Annotated in this window: 11 protein-coding genes and 1 rRNA gene; 3 read left to right on the plus strand and 9 right to left on the minus strand. The window is 45.8% G+C overall.

What is annotated here, in order from left to right:
* From BUR09_RS15150 to BUR09_RS15170, 5 genes are all read right to left on the minus strand, one after another.
* Window positions 1–86 (minus strand): 16S ribosomal RNA (locus BUR09_RS15150); the annotation flags it as partial.
* 474 nt (window positions 87–560) lie between these two features.
* Window positions 561–1784 carry a tryptophan synthase subunit beta gene (gene trpB / locus BUR09_RS15155; protein WP_074217797.1) on the minus strand — a complete coding sequence of 408 codons (1224 nt, stop codon included), beginning with the start codon at window positions 1782–1784 and terminating at the stop codon, window positions 561–563.
* A 249-nt stretch (window positions 1785–2033) separates the two neighbouring features.
* Window positions 2034–3314 (minus strand): 3-deoxy-D-manno-octulosonic acid transferase, encoded by a 1281-nt coding sequence (locus tag BUR09_RS15160; RefSeq protein WP_074217798.1) that lies wholly within the window; start codon window positions 3312–3314, stop codon window positions 2034–2036.
* Between the two features lie 139 nt (window positions 3315–3453).
* The gene (locus BUR09_RS15165) at window positions 3454–4365 is read right to left on the minus strand and encodes a D-alanine--D-alanine ligase family protein (RefSeq protein ID WP_074217799.1); all 912 of its coding nucleotides are present in this window, start codon (window positions 4363–4365) and stop codon (window positions 3454–3456) included.
* Window positions 4331–4969 (minus strand): HD domain-containing protein, encoded by a 639-nt coding sequence (locus BUR09_RS15170; protein ID WP_074217800.1) that lies wholly within the window; start codon window positions 4967–4969, stop codon window positions 4331–4333. The genes BUR09_RS15165 and BUR09_RS15170 overlap by 35 nt, the downstream gene beginning before the upstream one ends.
* Before the next feature lie 212 nt (window positions 4970–5181).
* Between BUR09_RS15170 and hypD the strand changes: the two genes are divergently transcribed.
* The gene (gene hypD / locus BUR09_RS15175) at window positions 5182–6273 is read left to right on the plus strand and encodes a hydrogenase formation protein HypD (RefSeq protein ID WP_074217801.1); all 1092 of its coding nucleotides are present in this window, start codon (window positions 5182–5184) and stop codon (window positions 6271–6273) included.
* Between the two features lie 2 nt (window positions 6274–6275).
* Complete coding sequence (gene hypE / locus BUR09_RS15180; protein WP_074217802.1) at window positions 6276–7298, plus strand: hydrogenase expression/formation protein HypE; 1023 nt, start codon at window positions 6276–6278, stop codon at window positions 7296–7298.
* 237 nt (window positions 7299–7535) lie between these two features.
* Here hypE and ung read toward each other — a convergent pair whose 3' ends face one another.
* Both ung and ftsY read right to left on the minus strand, forming a co-directional pair.
* Window positions 7536–8192, minus strand: coding sequence for a uracil-DNA glycosylase (gene ung / locus BUR09_RS15185; RefSeq protein WP_074217803.1), 657 nt, complete (start codon window positions 8190–8192; stop codon window positions 7536–7538).
* Window positions 8193–8401: 209 nt separating this feature from the next.
* The gene (gene ftsY, locus BUR09_RS15190) at window positions 8402–10135 is read right to left on the minus strand and encodes a signal recognition particle-docking protein FtsY (RefSeq protein ID WP_074217804.1); all 1734 of its coding nucleotides are present in this window, start codon (window positions 10133–10135) and stop codon (window positions 8402–8404) included.
* A 286-nt stretch (window positions 10136–10421) separates the two neighbouring features.
* Between ftsY and BUR09_RS15195 the strand changes: the two genes are divergently transcribed.
* The gene (locus BUR09_RS15195) at window positions 10422–12713 is read left to right on the plus strand and encodes a PAS domain-containing sensor histidine kinase (protein WP_074217805.1); all 2292 of its coding nucleotides are present in this window, start codon (window positions 10422–10424) and stop codon (window positions 12711–12713) included.
* Window positions 12714–14126: 1413 nt separating this feature from the next.
* On the opposite strand, the gene hflX is transcribed toward BUR09_RS15195, so the two are convergent.
* Both hflX and BUR09_RS15205 read right to left on the minus strand, forming a co-directional pair.
* On the minus strand, window positions 14127–15728 hold the full coding sequence (gene hflX / locus BUR09_RS15200; protein WP_139296872.1) for a GTPase HflX: 1602 nt from the start codon (window positions 15726–15728) through the stop codon (window positions 14127–14129).
* 121 nt (window positions 15729–15849) lie between these two features.
* Window positions 15850–16449: an IMP cyclohydrolase gene (locus BUR09_RS15205; protein WP_074217806.1), complete on the minus strand. Its 600-nt coding sequence runs from the start codon at window positions 16447–16449 to the stop codon at window positions 15850–15852.
* Window positions 16450–16761 lie beyond the last annotated feature (312 nt).

The following is a 16761-nucleotide window of genomic DNA, read 5'->3' on the forward strand; positions in this document are numbered from 1 at the left end:
TTTCCGAAGAAACTTTCGCGTTCGACTTGCATGTGTTAGGCACGCCGCCAGCGTTCAATCTGAGCCAGAATCAAACTCTCCAGTTTAATAATTCTGTATTGTGACATCCACTACATCGTAGCAGATGACGCTAGCTGATCTCTAAATCAATCCGATTCGCTATTTAATTGTCAAAGAGTTTCAAAGTGACAACAAAAGACCAGTTGTCTTTCGAAGTGCGAAAAGCGTTCTGCCTTATCCCGCTTCGAGAGTCAACCTCTTTTTAAAACTTTTTTTTAAGAAGTTGTCTTTTTGTTTTGCGTCGTTAGTTTGAAAATGAACAAGCTGTTCCGTTGCGACCCGTTTGGGCTGCTCCGTTGCAGCGAGAGAGGTTCTATGCAAACCAGCCCTCTCCGTCAACAAGTTTTTAAAACTTTTTGTGAAGTTTTAATCACACTAAAAATAATACACTGTTTTTACTGAATTAGATTGAGAATTTTTTTCGCCTTTTCTCTTTAAAAAATCGAAAAAGCAGGATCTCGTTCCCGACATCCTGCTTTTTTCTGTAATTTTGTAGCCTATTACAGTTCAGGAACCATAATTTCGCCAGCAGAAACCATCTCCTCAATCTGCGCAACGTCCTTATCACCACGTCCGGAAAGACATACAATCATGATCTGATCTTTTTCCATCTTCGGTGCAAGCTTCATTGCATGTGCAAGAGCATGGGAAGATTCTATTGCCGGAATGATGCCTTCAGTACGGGAAAGCGCAAAGAATGCATCCATTGCTTCTTTATCACTGATGTATGCGTACTCTGCGCGACCCGCATCCTTGAGGTATGCATGCTCAGGACCTACGCTTGGGTAATCAAGGCCAGCAGAGATAGAGTATACTTCTGCTGCTTCGCCATTCTCATCTTTAAGCATGTAAGAATTAAAGCCGTGCATAATGCCCGGTTCACCAAGACTAAGAGAAGCAGCATGCTGACCGTACTCAAGCCCACGGCCTGCAGGCTCTACACCAATAAGACGCACGCTTTCATCTTCAATAAAGTCTGCAAACATGCCGATTGCGTTTGAACCACCACCAACACAAGCGAGACAGCAATCTGGCAGACGACCTTCTTGCTCAAGGATCTGCTGCTTTGCTTCTTTACTAATTACCTGCTGGAATTCACGAACGATGGTTGGGTACGGATGCGGTCCAACTGCGGAGCCAAGCAGGTAGAAGGTGTCTTCGGAAGAATTAACAAGCTCAGCAAGAGCTTCATCAACTGCTTCTTTAAGAGTGCGCTGACCACTGGTTGCAGCAACAACCTTAGCACCCATCATCTGCATACGAAATACGTTAAGCTTCTGGCGCTCAATATCTACTTCGCCCATGTAGATAGTACATTCCATGCCCATAAGAGCAGCAGTTGCCGCAGTTGCAACACCGTGCTGACCAGCACCGGTTTCAGCAATGATGCGCTTTTTGCCCATACGCTTTGCGAGAAGAATCTGACCGATAGTGTTATTTACTTTGTGCGCGCCAAGATGGTTCAAATCTTCACGTTTAAGATAGATTTTTGCACCACCAAGCTTTTCGGTAAGGTTGGAACAGAGGTAAAGAGGAGTCTGACGGCCGGAGAACTGAGTTAAGTAGTAATTGTACTCTTTGATGAACTCAGGATCATTACGGTATTTTTCGAAAGCTGCTTCCAGCTCAGCAAGAACAGGCTTTAATGGTTCCGGAACATACTGTCCGCCGTACTCGCCAAAAAAACCCGCCGCTGTAACTTCGTTGTTCACTGCTGTAGACATAATGAGTCTCCTTAATATGTTACGGCAGTGCTTAGACCAAAAAAACCGCGGTCAGTTTGCACTACCGCGGTTTTAGTAAGTTCTACGTAATTTTTTTACGCAGACAATAACAATCCACGGCGCCTGTTACCAGCGCCACCACCAATTGCGAAGAGAAAGAATGGAGGAATTGTTAATTTTCTGCATGTGTGAACTGTAAATCTATAAGCTTTGTTGTGTCAACAAGTTTTGTTTTGAAAAGAAGCAACACTAGCTGGAGCGTTTCAATAACAATAAGAGTGCGTTAAGCACCTGCTTCGTTCCACCTTGGTGATCCTGAAGCCAAGCGGCGAAACGCTTCTTCACTGTATCTGGCTTTGCAGATCGTTTAAGAATACGCATGATCTGATCGAAAACACCGTCCACGTCATCCATGGAATACACCATCTTTTCATCGATAACGCCAGCTGCCCACTGGAAATTATGATAGCTGGTGCCAATTACCGGGTTCTTGCCAGCCGCAAGCGGCTCAAGGAAATTCTGACCACCAAGCGGTGCCAGGCTTCCACCAACAAACACAGCGCGAGCTAACTGATACGCATGGCCCAATTCACCGAACGCATCCCATAAAATAACGGTTCCCGGTGCTGGCGGCTCTGTAATTTTTGAACGAAGAACAAAAGGTTGGTTCGCCCCGTTCAGCATCATTTCCCACAGCCCTACACGTTCCATATGTCGTGGGAAAAGCGCAATGCTTGTTTTTGGACGTGCTTCTTTTAGACGGATAACAAGATCCAGAATATCGGACTCTTCTTCTTCACGAACAGAACCAAGAACAACAAGCGGTGTATTTTTCTTAACAACCTTACCCACAAGCGGATTCTTGCCTGCCTTATGACCAACGGAAACACTGTCGAACTTAATATTGTTCATAGTATACACACCTTGTTCGCCAAAAAGAGCCGAATATCTGCGGGCATCTTTGTCGGAAATGGCGTGAACCATAGTCGGTCGAATGCGTCGCCAGAACCCAATCGTAGCAAGGTATCCAGCAAGCGAACGCGGGTTCATGCGTCCATTGAAAACCACCACCGGAATATCCAGTACAGCACAGGCAGTCATAAGCCCCGGCCAAAGTTCTGTTTCAAGAAGAACCACAGTCTTAGGAGCTACCATTTCCACTGCACGTGTCATCAAGTGCGGCTGGTCATACGGGAAATAGTTTACGACAACATCAAGATAGCTTTTTTCTTTAGCAGCCCACTCTCTGGCTTTTTCCAACACTTCAATGCCCTGCTTAGTGCAGGATGTCAGAAGAATTGTCATCTGCTGATCATCCGGCATTTCACGAAGCATCTGCCATGCAAGATATGCCTCGCCACCGGAGGCAGCCTGAATCCACACATGTGCCCGTTTTGACCAGCCGTACGGCACAAGCCGCTGGGAAAGTCCATGTTTCAAGCGTTTATTTCGATCAAGAACGGGGCGGGCGACACGCCATGCAGTTCCATAGGCTGCAAGCATCAAGTTGTGCGAGAATCCAAGGCTCATAAAAGCATCCTAAGTTTGAGAGTGAGTCCGCTAACAAATCCTTCAAGCAAATACGATATACAGATGCACTACACGCTTCGAGACCGTATTTCCAATACTGAAAATACGGCTTCCAAAGCAATGTAGTGCATTATGTTTGCTAGTTATCTTCGGCTAAACCGAGTTGAATCAATCTTGCAATAAGCTCGTCAAAAGAAATTCCAACCGCTTCAGCTTCCTGAGGAAGCAAGCTGGTAGAAGTCATACCCGGAAGGGTGTTTACTTCCAGCAAGTGCAGGCTACCATCTGGTGAGTAAATAAAATCAGCGCGACTATACCCACTAAGTCCAAGAACTTTGTGAGCCTTAAGTGCAAAATATTTTACCTGAGCGGTAATGGTTTCCGGCAATGGGGCCGGACAAACTTCACGCGCTCCACCTGGACGGTACTTTGCCTCATAATCAAAGAAAATAGAGCCATCAGCCGGTTCAATAAGAACAGGAGGCAACGCTTCATTACCAAGCACACCACAGGTTACTTCGACACCTTCAATCAACGGCTCAACAATAAGCTCACTTTCTGTAGCAAACAAAGAATCCAGAGCATCTTGAAGCTCATTCTCATTTGCTACACGGGAAAGCCCTAAGCTGGAACCACCAGTGTTTGACTTGATAAAAATAGGATAAGAAAATTTAGGGCGCCAATCTTTTGAAGGACGCTTAGCCAAAAACTCCCACTCAGGGGTCGGGAGAGCATTATCAAGAAAAACCTGTTTAGATACTGACTTGTTCAATGCTATGAAAGAGCCTACAGCACGGCTCCCCTGAAATGGGCAGCCTACAGATTCCAGCAGTGCCTGCACCATGCCGTCCTCACCTGGAGAACCATGCAGGTTGATAAATGCGAAATCATGATCCCTTGCAGCGGTAAGCAAGCCGTCCAAGGAATTTTGCGGATCAAAAAAAGTTACGGAATGTCCAAGGCGCATCAGCGCAAGATGGATGCCTTTTGCACCGTTCAGCGAAACTTCACGTTCGCTAGACCATCCGCCCGCTATCAAAAGAATATTCATGTAGTGAAATTCCTAATTGTTCGGAAAAGGCCTGCTCAATTTCTTCTGCAAGTACCTTTGCCTTCATTATATTAGCAATAATCTTGTCAGTTTTTCCATAACGTACGACAAGATCCTCAAAGCGTTCATTAAGCGAGACTACATTATCGTGCTTCACTCGCTTATCAGCGTAGATAATCGCCAACGGCAAAAAACACAATTCTGAATCAACAGGCCACTCCCAATGCACATGATGCAGCACACCTTGAGCAACATAAGGATTACCTGTTTCAGACAAAACTATTGAACCGCCTAGCCATGCATGATCGCCACCGAACTCGATAGTGTAGGCTTTTGCGATATCATGCAGAAGTGCGCTTGAAGTAATGCTTTCTACACAAACATTCAGTCCTCGCTGCACACCAAGCTCAGCCAAGGTCGTCGCAACATGCGCCACCTGTTCACTATGCGCCCGAATATGGTCGGGCATGTTATATTTGTCCCACAAAGCCTTGCAATCAGCTCTTGTCGGGATGTGCCACTTCGGATTCACAGGAAAACGATGAAAAGGAAGAGCTACGCTAAATGCGCGTTGTTTATGTTGAGAATCTGACTGTGACCGCATAAAAAACCTCTATGTATCCGGCAAGATAATTTCAAAAACAAACCGGCTTTCAGCTTTTTGTAGCAAGTGGGTGCAAAAAAAGCAAAGAGAGGTTCTGGCACCCACTTTTTCCACCCCGTTGACACCATTAAACTGAAAGCGTAGCAGTATTCAGTGTGCGGATACCCTGCCGCGTCTATCCCTATGCTCAACATATATTAAGGAAGTGCACAATGAATGTATCTGATTCCTTTAAAGATCCAGAATTATGTAAAAAACTTCTGGAACAACTGCATAATGAACTCGATGCTCCACTTCGTTTTATGGAAGTCTGCGGCACGCATACTGTAGCTATTTTCCAGAGCGGACTACGCCCACTGCTACCAAAAGAGATTGTACACCTTTCCGGTCCCGGTTGTCCTGTATGTGTAACACACGAGAGTGAAGTTGCAGCCTTCCTCGACCTCGCAGGAAAAGACGGCGTTATCCTCGCGACCTTCGGTGACCTTATGCGCGTACCTGGACCGAAAGGCCGCAACCTGAAACTTGCTAAAGCAGAAGGTGCCCGCATTGAAATCGTCTACTCTCCGCTGGACGCACTCAAGCTTGCTCAAGACAACCCGAACGACACAGTCGTATTCCTCGGCGTCGGGTTCGAAACAACAGCACCAACAATCGCTGCTTCCATTCAGATGGCGAAGCAGCAGAACATTACAAATTTCAAGGTGCTTTCATTCCACAAACTGGTTCCGCCAGCACTCAAAGTACTGCTTGAAGATCCAGAATGCGCAGTAGACGCGTTCCTCTTACCAGGACACGTGTCCACCATACTCGGAATAGAACCATATCAATTTGTGGCAGAAAGATACAACACACCGGGTGTCATCACCGGATTTGATCCTGTAGATATTCTTGAATCTCTGCTCATCATGGTGGAACAGCGCAAAAAAGGTAAAGCATCTATTGTTAACCAGTACAAACGGGCGGTATCAGACTCCGGTAATGCCAAAGCACGCGAAATTATGTTCTCTGTGTTCGATATAGCAGAAGCACAATGGCGCGGTGTAGGCACTATTCCAGAAAGCGGACTTATTATCAAAAATGAGTACGAAGAATTTGACGCACTGAAAGCGCTGGACATTACACTGACCGAGGTACCGCAAACCCCGGGCTGTAAGTGCGGTGAGGTGCTTAAAGGGAAAATGCAGCCAAACGACTGCCCTCTGTTCGCTAAGGCATGCACCCCAGCAAAACCGGTAGGTCCTTGCATGGTTTCCACAGAAGGCAGCTGTGCAGCATACTTCAAATATCAGGTGACAGCATAATTATGAGCGAAACAACACTTCTTCTCGACCACGGAAGCGGGGGCATGGCCTCCAACCGTCTCATTGGCGATCTCTTTTTCAAGCATTTCGGCAACCCGATTCTTAATGAAATGAACGATGCTGCCCTGCTCAACATCACCGGTCCTATCACCATGAGTACCGACAGCTACACCGTCGACCCGATTTTCTTCCCCGGCGGCAACATTGGTACTCTTGCAGTACACGGAACCGTTAACGACGTCGCCATGCTTGGCGCTAAACCACGCTACATTTCCTGCGGCTTCATCATTGAAGAAGGGCTTGAAATGAGCACTCTGGAAAAAATCGTTATCGAAATGGCTCAGGCCGCTAGAGAAGCAGACGTACTCATCGTTACCGGTGACACAAAAGTAGTACCGCGTGGCTGCGTTGACAAAATTTTTATCAACACCACTGGCATCGGTGAGCTTATTCTTTCAGAAGCAACCTCCGGCGCACACGCCAAACCAGGTGACGCCATCCTTGTTTCCGGAACCATGGGCGACCATGGTCTCACAGTCCTTTCAAACCGTGAAGGACTAAACTTTGCCACTGACGTACAAAGCGACTCTGCGCCGCTCAACCACATTATTGAAGCGCTTATCAACGAGATTGGTGACATTCACGTTCTCCGCGATCCGACCCGTGGCGGTCTTGCCACCACACTCAACGAGATCGCAGGACAGTCCAATGTCACTATCAATCTCAAAGAAAGCCAAGTTCCCGTCCGCGAATCCGTTCGCAACGGCTGCTCTTTCCTCGGTCTTGACCCGTTCTACCTCGCAAACGAAGGAAAGCTCATCTGCATTCTTCCTCAGGAAAAAGCAGAAGCCGCTTTAACCCTCATGCGATCCATGAAGTACGGCGAAGATGCAGTGCAGGTTGGTTCCGTGCTTGATCCAAATGATTCACCAGGCAAAGCCGGACAGGTTGTGCTCGAAACACCACTCGGCGGGCATCGTCTGCTCAACATGCTTGAAGGTGAACAGCTGCCGCGTATTTGCTAAAAAGTTTTTTGTTAGCCTTCGGCGGGGCTTGCCTCCGGCGGCTTAAGAACCCTTTTGAAAAAGGGCTTCTTAAGAATCTCCTAAAACTTTTAACCGCGAAACGATCATGTTATTTTCATAATCTCGCGGGTTACGCTCCACTACCTTTCAATAAAATATAAAAAGGGCTGTCCTACTTATGTTGGACAGCCCTTATATTATTCACGCCAAGAGCATTAAGCCGCCGGAGCCAATAGACTACCACTCAATCTCAGATTGACCATGCTCCCGCAGCCAATCGTTGGTCAAAATGAAATGATTACAACCAAAGAAGCCACGCGATGCGGAAAGCGGCGATGGATGCACAGCTTCAAGGATGCAGTGATCATTGTCAGCAATGAGCGGTCGCTTGTCCTGAGCATGTTTTCCCCAAAGGAGAAATACAAGATTTTTGCGCTTACGACTTATCGCCTTAATAATATCATCAGTAACTGCGTTCCAACCAAGCTTTGCGTGCGATGCTGCTTTTCCCTCTTGCACTGTGAGCGTTGCGTTTAGAAGAAGTACGCCTTGCTTCGCCCAACGGGTAAGATCTGTTGAAACGTCACGCTTGATACCACCATGAAACTCTGCATCTATTTCTTTAAAGATATTCCGGAGAGACGGCGGAAACTTTGCACCTTCAGGTACAGAGAAAGACAACCCGTGTGCTTGGCCAGCACCGTGATATGGATCTTGACCGAGGATGACAACTCGCACGTCATCAAACGGCACAACCTGTAACGCTGCAAAGACTTGCTCTTCCGGTGGAAAAACTGTGGTTGTCTCCCGCAGTCCTGCTATTTTTTGCAAAATCCGCTCATGCCTGCCCTCGTTAAAATACGGTACAGCTTCACACCAATCTTGCGGGATCATGGATTTCTCCTCTCGTCTATAAAAAAGACGGACAGGTTTCCCCATCCGTCTTATTCTTATTAATAAGTAAAGTGCCTTTCGCGCGACTAACTTTGTGCTCTGTCCCTCCCCTCTAGTCGGGGTCAAGGGAACAATATCCCTTGCGGATGCAAGGCGCAGCCTGCCCGTCGGAGGCAAAAGCGTCGCAGACTAGCCGAAGGCAACAGAAGCTATGCTTCTGGCGCATCCTCAAGTCCGAGCAACGCGGTTGCGAAGTCGGCACCGTTAAACGGTCTGAGGTCTTCCATTTTTTCACCAAGACCGATGTAGGTAATTGGGATATTGAATTCCATTGCGATTGCTACAACGATACCACCTTTTGCGGTGCCATCAAGCTTGGTAAGAATAATCTCATCAAGACTTGCAACTTCGTTAAACAACTTGGTCTGTGACAACGCATTCTGACCAGTTGTTGCATCAATAGTAAGAATGGTACGGTGAGGTGCACCTTCGTGTTTTTTACCGAGTACGTTACGAATTTTCTGCAACTCATCCATCAAACCAACTTTGGTCTGAAGACGTCCAGCAGTATCAACAAACAGAAGGTCATAACCACCTTCTACAGCTTTTTCTACAGCTTCGTAAGCAACTGCTGCTGGATCGGAATTTGCAGACTTAGCGTGGAAATCAACGCCGATACGGTCTGCCCACACCTGAAGCTGTTCAATTGCTGCTGCACGGAAGGTATCACCAGCAGCGATAAGTACTTTCTTACCCTGAAGCTGTGCACGGTAAGCGAGCTTAGCGATGGTAGTAGTTTTACCAACACCGTTAACGCCAACCATAAGAACAACCTCTGGCTTGTTAACAACAGTAATGCGAGGGCCGGTTTTGAAGATTTCTTCCAGCTCTTCACGCATAAATTCTTTAAATTTAGCAGGATCTTTTGTGCCTGCTTTACGTACACGCTCTCGCAGACGCTCAACAAGCTTCATGGTCGGCTCAAAACCAACGTCAGACATGATGAGGATTTCTTCGAACTCTTCCCAGAAAGATTCATCAATCTCTGAGTGAGTTGCGAGCAATCCATCAATCTGCTTGGTGATCTGCTCTTTTGTCTTAGAAAGACCTTCGGAAAGCTTCAGGAACAGACGAGAACGTTCGTCTTCTTCATCCTCAAGATCAAGAGCGAGTGCTAAACGAAACTGAAGTTCTGATCGGAAATCACTGACATAGTCGTATTCCATGTCATCAAGCCAATCAGCAAAATTGGAAATAAAGGACTCAGTTTCGTCTTTTGGAGCATCCAGTGCATCAAAGAAGAAACGCAAGCGTTCCCAAAGGGGATCACCAACTTCCTCAATACCGTCGAGAACATGCTCAAGCCAAACGGACAGCTTCGGTTCAGCACCACGAAGAGCAATAGTAAGATCTTTCTGCCACTGAGGCTGATCTTCTGTGACCAAGGTTGCAGCTTCAGGCTTTGCCTGTTCTACAGGAGCAGCAACAGGAGTTTGTTCAGGCTCAGGAACCACTACTGGCTCTGGTGCTACTTCAGGAGCAGGCTCTACTACAACTTCCGGTTCTTCAACAGGTTCAGGCTCTTCAGTTACTTCCGGTTCCTCTGCGGCCTCAGCAGGCTCTACTTCAACAGCCGGCTCTACTTCTGTAATAAATTCAGGCTCAAGGACAACTTCAGGCTGCACACTTTCTGGTGCTTCTACCGCAGCTTCCTGAACAGGTTCTTCTGACTCTACAACTACTTCTTCGGCAGCTTGCTCAGGCGCCTCGGGCTGCACTTCTTCTGCTGGCAACTCCTGCGATTCAGGCTCGGCAGCTATCGGTTCCGCACTCTCTATTTCTTCCGCAGCAGCTTCTTCTGCACCTTCCGGCGCTTCCTGCTCTGCCTGTTTAGGAGCATCTTCAGTTGTCCAAAGTCGTTTTAGTTTAGAAAAGAACCCCATAGTCCATCCTTTACATACCAGAGAACAAATTCTCTGTTGTTTTTATCTTTAATATACGAACCGAAATACTTTGCTCATTCCTGCGTCAGAGTCAAGTAGCCAAAGGTTTCGAGAGATTTTTTATACTTTTTTTGAGTTATTTTGCACTATTCTTACCCGACAAAGGTCACCACTTCAACGCTCGGCATATCTATTACTGTTCATTGACTATCTGCATCATTTCTATATTATTTGTCTCGATTTTAACAGCGACTATTCTTTATGATTCGGGATTACAGGAGTGCTCATGCAAGGCGCCAACTCTCGCACATTCGTACGATTCTGCAACAACAACTCACTCTCTCACAATTTATTGCTTGGAATAATTAGCATAGTATGCGCGATGATAATGATGCTTGGCATCTATCATTATTCACAAACATACTGCACTACCTTAGATCGAGTTGAAAAAGGTACCTCAAAGCGCATTCAACATCTTGCAGAAGTTCTCTCTATCCCTATCTGGAATATTGAACATGACACTGTTGACCGAATTATCTCTATTGCTTCCGAAATAAAAACCGTCACCAGAATTCAAGTTGAAGAACCTGATGGAAAACTTATTGCTGACAAAATCAGCGACCTAACTGTTCCCGCAGAAAAAGTCATATCAAGAGATATTTACTATAATGATCAGCATATTGGTCGCGTAACAGTACATCTTTCATTTGCAGCCCTTAAGAAAGAGCAACAGCAAGAACTCATAAGATATCTCTTTATTATTTGTTTACTGCTTATTGCTATTCTTAGCCTCACCCATAAGGTACTAGATATCTATCTCAAGAAACCACTTGCTCAACTGAGCAGTATGATAGATCAGTTGCGTACAGGCACATATCCTGAGCATTATCCGACTCTTAACACACGTGAACTGCAACACATTGCCATCAATTTTAAAGAAATGGCAAAAGAAGTCGCATCTCGTGAAGCTGAGCTTACAAAGATAAACAAACGGCTGCAGGAAAACATCGAGGAAAGAAAACGCATCGAATATCAGCTTCGGGAAAGTCAGGAACAATTCAGCCTCATTGCTGCAAGCACAATGGATGGTTTTGTTGAGTGCAGAGTTAACCAGGACCACCTGCTATACACTTCACGCTGGAAAGAGTTGCTCGGCTACACAGATGAAGAGCTGACTAACTCCCTTTCTGTCTGGTTAAAACGAGTCCACCCTAATGACCGTTCATCCATTGCAGCCCTTTCAACAGAAGAAGTGTATGATTCTGAAGGACGAACAGAAAGGGAATACCGCATTAAACACAAGAACGGTGAGTACCGCTGGTTCCTTGGGCGAGCTCAGATACTAAGAGATCAAGAAGGTAAGCCATATCGGTTTATTGGAACACACTCAGATATCACACCTAAAAAACATGCTGAGCAACGCCTCATCTCCACCAAAGAGATGCTGCAGAACATTATCAACTGCATGCCATCGTTAATCGTAGGCGTGACAGAACAAATGACGATAGCTCTCTGGAATGACACAGTTGAAGAAGACACTGGCATCATGGCTAATAATGCCGAAGGCAGGCGATTTAGAGAATTGCTACCAGAGCTTTCATTCATCGAACGTCACATTCAAAAATCCTTAACTGCGACAACACCTGTCTCTGTACCAAAAGTTACCTCTATTCGTAACGGTGTCCCTGTCACATACGACATCGTAATTTTTCCTGTTACCATCAGCAATAAGCAGGTTGCAGTATTACGAATTGATGACATTACAGAACGTCTGCGTATGGAAGAACGAATTATCCAGACAGAAAAAATGGCATCTATCAGCGGACTTGCAGCAGGTATGGCGCACGAAATCAACAACCCGCTTGGTGGAATTCTTCAAGGCGTACAAAATATTCAACGCCGTCTCAGTCCTGACCTGGCACCGAATGTTCTTAAAGCAGACGAACTTGATATTTCGCTGGAGAAAATGAATGCCTATATGGAACAGCGCGAAATTTTCGGATTGCTGGACGGAGTTACCGAATGCGGAAAACGCGCCGCATCTATTGTTGCCAATATGCTTGAATTTAGCCGAAGCTCAGATACTAAACGAACGCCGTGCTGCGTTCACAACGTTATCGAAAAATCCATTGAACTTGCTGCAAATGACTATCAGCTGAAAACCCAACAAAAATTCGATCAGATAGAAATAATCCGTGAATACGATGACACCGTTTCACAAATTTCCTGCGCTCAGCAAGAAATAGAACAGGTGCTTTTAAACCTGTTAAAAAATGCAGCACAGGCGTTCGCAACTGCGAAGCCGACTATTGAAAAGCCGACTATTGTGATTACAACTCAGCAGTCTGCCTCTGGAGTTATGATTACGGTTGCTGACAACGGTCCCGGAATGAATGACGACATACGTAAACGCGTATTTGAACCATTCTACACAACCAAACCTATTGGTGACGGTACCGGTCTCGGGCTTTCAGTCTCCTACTTCATTATTACCAACAACCACAGCGGAACTATTTCAGTTACAGCAGCAGAAAACCAAGGTTCGAAATTTACAATCCACCTACCACACGCAATGTAGCAATATTAACTATCACCGTGTACTGAACAGAAATGCTCTAAAGGGCACCTTGCCTGCCAGTAGTACTAATAATTCAGAGGCCATAAAAAAGTAGCTCCGCAGGCTACTCAAGACGACTTCAAAACATGCTGTAGCACAGACCATTGAACGACACGTCCGGCAGAGGCGAACAACGCCCTGCTGTGATGACTGACAAAAAAAAATGCACTCTTTCCGGTGACCGGCATGTTCATGAATTATTTCATGAACCTTATTTGTGCACTTATACGGGGCAAAAACCCAACCCCACATTGTGGGCAACTCTATTTGCCATTATGGGAATACCGGTTTTCCGTGAGTCAAAACCTCCTGTCGAGGTTATTCAACTAAGTACGCCTCTGCCACGTTTATGCGCAGGCTGCGGATCAGCCTTTTCGCCTGTGAATTCGACATATCACAGTGCGTTGCGCATTGGGCGGGAATACGATTACACTTCGCTTGAGATTGCTGCGATAACCCCTATGAAACCTCGTCTAGGGACGATCCGCAGGTCTCTTCACTTAATAAGAGAATAGCACAGGATTAGGAACTGTCCAGCAATTACGGAATCACCCGTTGCAGCTATAACACTAAGCCCATTCGTCGCATCATTTCCATGTAATACAGACGTCGCATAGGGCTAAGCAGTTCTCCTCCACAAAAAACCAAAAACATAACCAGCTATTATAAAAGATTTTTTACACAAGAATTCTATTGATTATAGATCTCTAATATAATCGTTTTCTAATAGTAAAAAATTTTTGACCAAATCATTCACTCTTCAATTTCACTCGCCAGCCCCATGCAACATCCCTAAAAAACAATATTTTCCCGCAATCCTTTCTCTCGCAACGGTTAATTCCGATTTTGTGACTACCATATTGTTCTAGCAATCAACTTTCTACACCGTATGAATTTTCCTCGAAGATTATTTTCGTATTAGAACTTATTCCGTAAACAACTCTCGCATTATTTTCTGTATATTTTTCTTCATATTAAGACTCACTTTTGACGCAAAAAAATCTAACACCCCCTGCATGGTGCAAAAATTTATACTGTTTTTTCTGGACTTACCCCCTCGAAGTACAATTTTTTCTACGCTTAGATTTCACAAGAAAATACGGCCACCGGACTAACCGTTTGTTTTATTTAGCTTTATCCACAAAACACTCTCAGACCACTTTTTGGCACACATCGTGCTATATAAAAAGTACTTCTTAAATTCACTAAAGACATATTTCGGCTTGAGGTGGCTCCTCAAGCCTTTGTCTTTTCTGAGGGATACTTTCCACCCCAGTGTGGCCATTTGTATCCTTGCAAAGCTACTCTTTTCAAAAAAGAAAACGCCCTTACGAAATATCCGTAAGGGCGTTTTTTATTATTCTATACTAAGTCCTAGCTCACCAAGCCACGTTCCCAGTCAATTCGATCAATGATCACCTTGGAAAGTTTATCAAGTCCCAATCGAGTTTTTGCAGCAATACGAATTGCTTTTGGATACATATGTGTCAAATTTTCCTGCTGTTCTTCATCAAGCGTATCCCACTTGTTCAAAATCAGTATAGTAGGGATTTCATGCAGATCCATATCTTCAAGGATACGTTCAACAGCGGAAATTTGTTTTTCGAGCTCAGAATGCCCAGCATCTGCCACATGCAATAGCAAATCTGCGGCTTCAAGCTCTTCAAGCGTTGCACGAAAAGCTTCGCGTAGTTCTTTCGGAAGATTTCGGATAAAACCTACGGTATCAGTCAAAATAAGCTCGCGCTCTTCTGGGAAACGAAGACGGCGGGTTGTAGGATCAAGAGTTGCGAACAGTTTGTTTTCCGCAAGCACTGTTGAGTTAGTCAATGCGTTAAGCGTGGTAGACTTACCCGCGTTTGTATAGCCAACAAGCGCTGCAACAGGCACTCGTGCCTTGTTTCTGCGATCACGAGCATAGGCTCGCTGCTTACGCAACAAGGTCAATTCCTTTTTAAAACGGGCAATACGGTCACGCACCTTACGACGGTCAGTTTCAAGCTTGGTTTCACCAGGTCCTCGACCACCGATACCACCCATCAACCTGTCCATTGCACGGTTTTTACCGACCAAACGTGGCAGCGCATACTGTAACTGCGCCATTTCGACCTGCAATTTACCGGCACGCGTTGTAGCGTGCTGCGCAAAAATATCGAGAATCAGCTGGGTCCTATCGATAACCTTTCTCTCAGTTACTTCTGTAAGGTTTCGCAGCTGTGCAGGAGAAAGCTCACCATCAAAGATAATCATGGTAGCATTACCCTGCAGGCAAAGGATTTCAAGCTCTGCAAGCTTACCTTTACCCATAATAAATTTGTGATTCACCTGATGTACGCGCTGAACAAGTCTACCCGCAACAGAAACGCCAGCGGTATCAGCAAGATCTGCCAGTTCATTCAGGTAAGACTCCTGCACTTCTTTTGGCTGAGTACTTACGCTGACAAGTACCGCATGTTCTGCACCTGCATGCTTGCGAGCACTTTCGGCTGTTCGGGCAAGTTCCTCTTCAAGCGCTTCAGTCTGCGATTCAAAATCAATATCGACTTTATCCCACGAAGTAGCGTCGTGCACATTGTACGAAGTACCATCCGCTGAAGGGACTGGAAGAATATGAGCGGACTGGAAAGAGACAGGAGCACCCATGCCGTCAACTGTTAGCACAGAAACAGAATCCAGACGCAAGAAGAGCATATCCATCAAGTCTTCCTGCGAAAGAAGTGTATCTTGCAGGTGGGTGTGAACAAGACGCAGACCGCGCAAACGGTCGCTACTGGAACGGGCACGAGGAAGTTCCGGAATGTAGATAGCGCCGGTGTCACCCACCAGAACCATCTGAGGTTTGCCTTGGCGATCGATAAGTAATGCGATCTGTCTACCAACGCTGCGGGAAAGAGCCGCAAGCTCGTGTGCCTGTTCGGATGTGTATCCCTCTTTTACTGGATAACGGCGGGCAAAAAGCCGCTGGAGAGATTTCAACTGACTCGGTTTGAGTCCGTGTGTGTTGCCGAGAACCTTAGAGGCTATGATGAACTCCTGTTGTTTCTATTGCCTCCGGCGGACAGTTTTGTACCCGCCGGAGGCATTTCTTTAATATTGCTTAAATATCTTTGCTTGCAAGATACTCCGTAATCATTCCATCGTACTGGGAAGTACGCGCAAATGTTTTTACCGCCATATCACGACGAAGCGCAAGTCCTACGCGCATATCGTTTTCAACAAGCTCCTTCTTAACAGCATCATACTGGGAAGGATCAGGAAGAACGAGGATAGAGTGGAAGTTTTTCGCTGCTGCGCGGAGCATACAAGGGCCTCCGATGTCGATTTCTTCCACTGCGCCACGTAAATCAAGACCGCGAGCTGCTGCATCTTCAAAGTTGTAGAGGTTAACTACAATCAAATCGAACGCTGCAATCTCGTGCTCTTTAAGGGTAGCAAGGTGCTCAGGATTATCCTTATCAGCAAGGATACCACCATGGATGTACGGGTTCAGAGTCTTTACCCTGCCGCCAAGGATTTCAGGGAATCCGGTAACATCACTTACAGGTGTAACCTTCAGCCCGGCTTCTTTAAGCATACGTGCAGTACCGCCGGTAGAAACCAGCTCCACACCGTTTTCGCTCAAGAACGTCGCAAATTCGACCAATCCAGTCTTATCTGTGGCACTCAACAGTGCTCGCTTAATAGGCAAAAGGTCCATTACTTCTCCAAAGTTTGTGATTCCAGTATGCTACAAAAATCCTTTTCGTACATTAAGACAATTGTGTGCAATTAAAATGTCATACAACCATTAAAAACTGCAAAAAGTCTTTCTGCTCAGATTGAAAACCAATCAGTGCAGCGCAACCTTTCACTGTGGCGACTCTACGAGTCCTACAGGGGCAAGTACCCTTGAGATGCGCCATACTATACGGATTTGTTCTCAATCTGCGTGAAGTGCCAGAATCATATATACTTTGCAAGGACGTCATCTATCTGACAGGTTGAGACAACTTGAGATGTCCCACAGCGT

This window comes from Halodesulfovibrio marinisediminis DSM 17456 (genome assembly GCF_900129975.1).
Taxonomy (GTDB): domain Bacteria; phylum Desulfobacterota; class Desulfovibrionia; order Desulfovibrionales; family Desulfovibrionaceae; genus Halodesulfovibrio; species Halodesulfovibrio marinisediminis.

Coding starts and splice junctions, on each gene's coding strand:
- trpB (WP_074217797.1), bottom strand. CDS start 1,784: ATGTCTACAGCAGTGAACAACGAAGTTACAGCGGCGGGTTTTTTTGGC.
- BUR09_RS15160 (WP_074217798.1), bottom strand. CDS start 3,314: ATGAGCCTTGGATTCTCGCACAACTTGATGCTTGCAGCCTATGGAACT.
- BUR09_RS15165 (WP_074217799.1), bottom strand. CDS start 4,365: ATGAATATTCTTTTGATAGCGGGCGGATGGTCTAGCGAACGTGAAGTT.
- BUR09_RS15170 (WP_074217800.1), bottom strand. CDS start 4,969: ATGCGGTCACAGTCAGATTCTCAACATAAACAACGCGCATTTAGCGTA.
- hypD (WP_074217801.1), top strand. CDS start 5,182: ATGAATGTATCTGATTCCTTTAAAGATCCAGAATTATGTAAAAAACTT.
- hypE (WP_074217802.1), top strand. CDS start 6,276: ATGAGCGAAACAACACTTCTTCTCGACCACGGAAGCGGGGGCATGGCC.
- ung (WP_074217803.1), bottom strand. CDS start 8,192: ATGATCCCGCAAGATTGGTGTGAAGCTGTACCGTATTTTAACGAGGGC.
- ftsY (WP_074217804.1), bottom strand. CDS start 10,135: ATGGGGTTCTTTTCTAAACTAAAACGACTTTGGACAACTGAAGATGCT.
- BUR09_RS15195 (WP_074217805.1), top strand. CDS start 10,422: ATGCAAGGCGCCAACTCTCGCACATTCGTACGATTCTGCAACAACAAC.
- BUR09_RS15205 (WP_074217806.1), bottom strand. CDS start 16,449: ATGGACCTTTTGCCTATTAAGCGAGCACTGTTGAGTGCCACAGATAAG.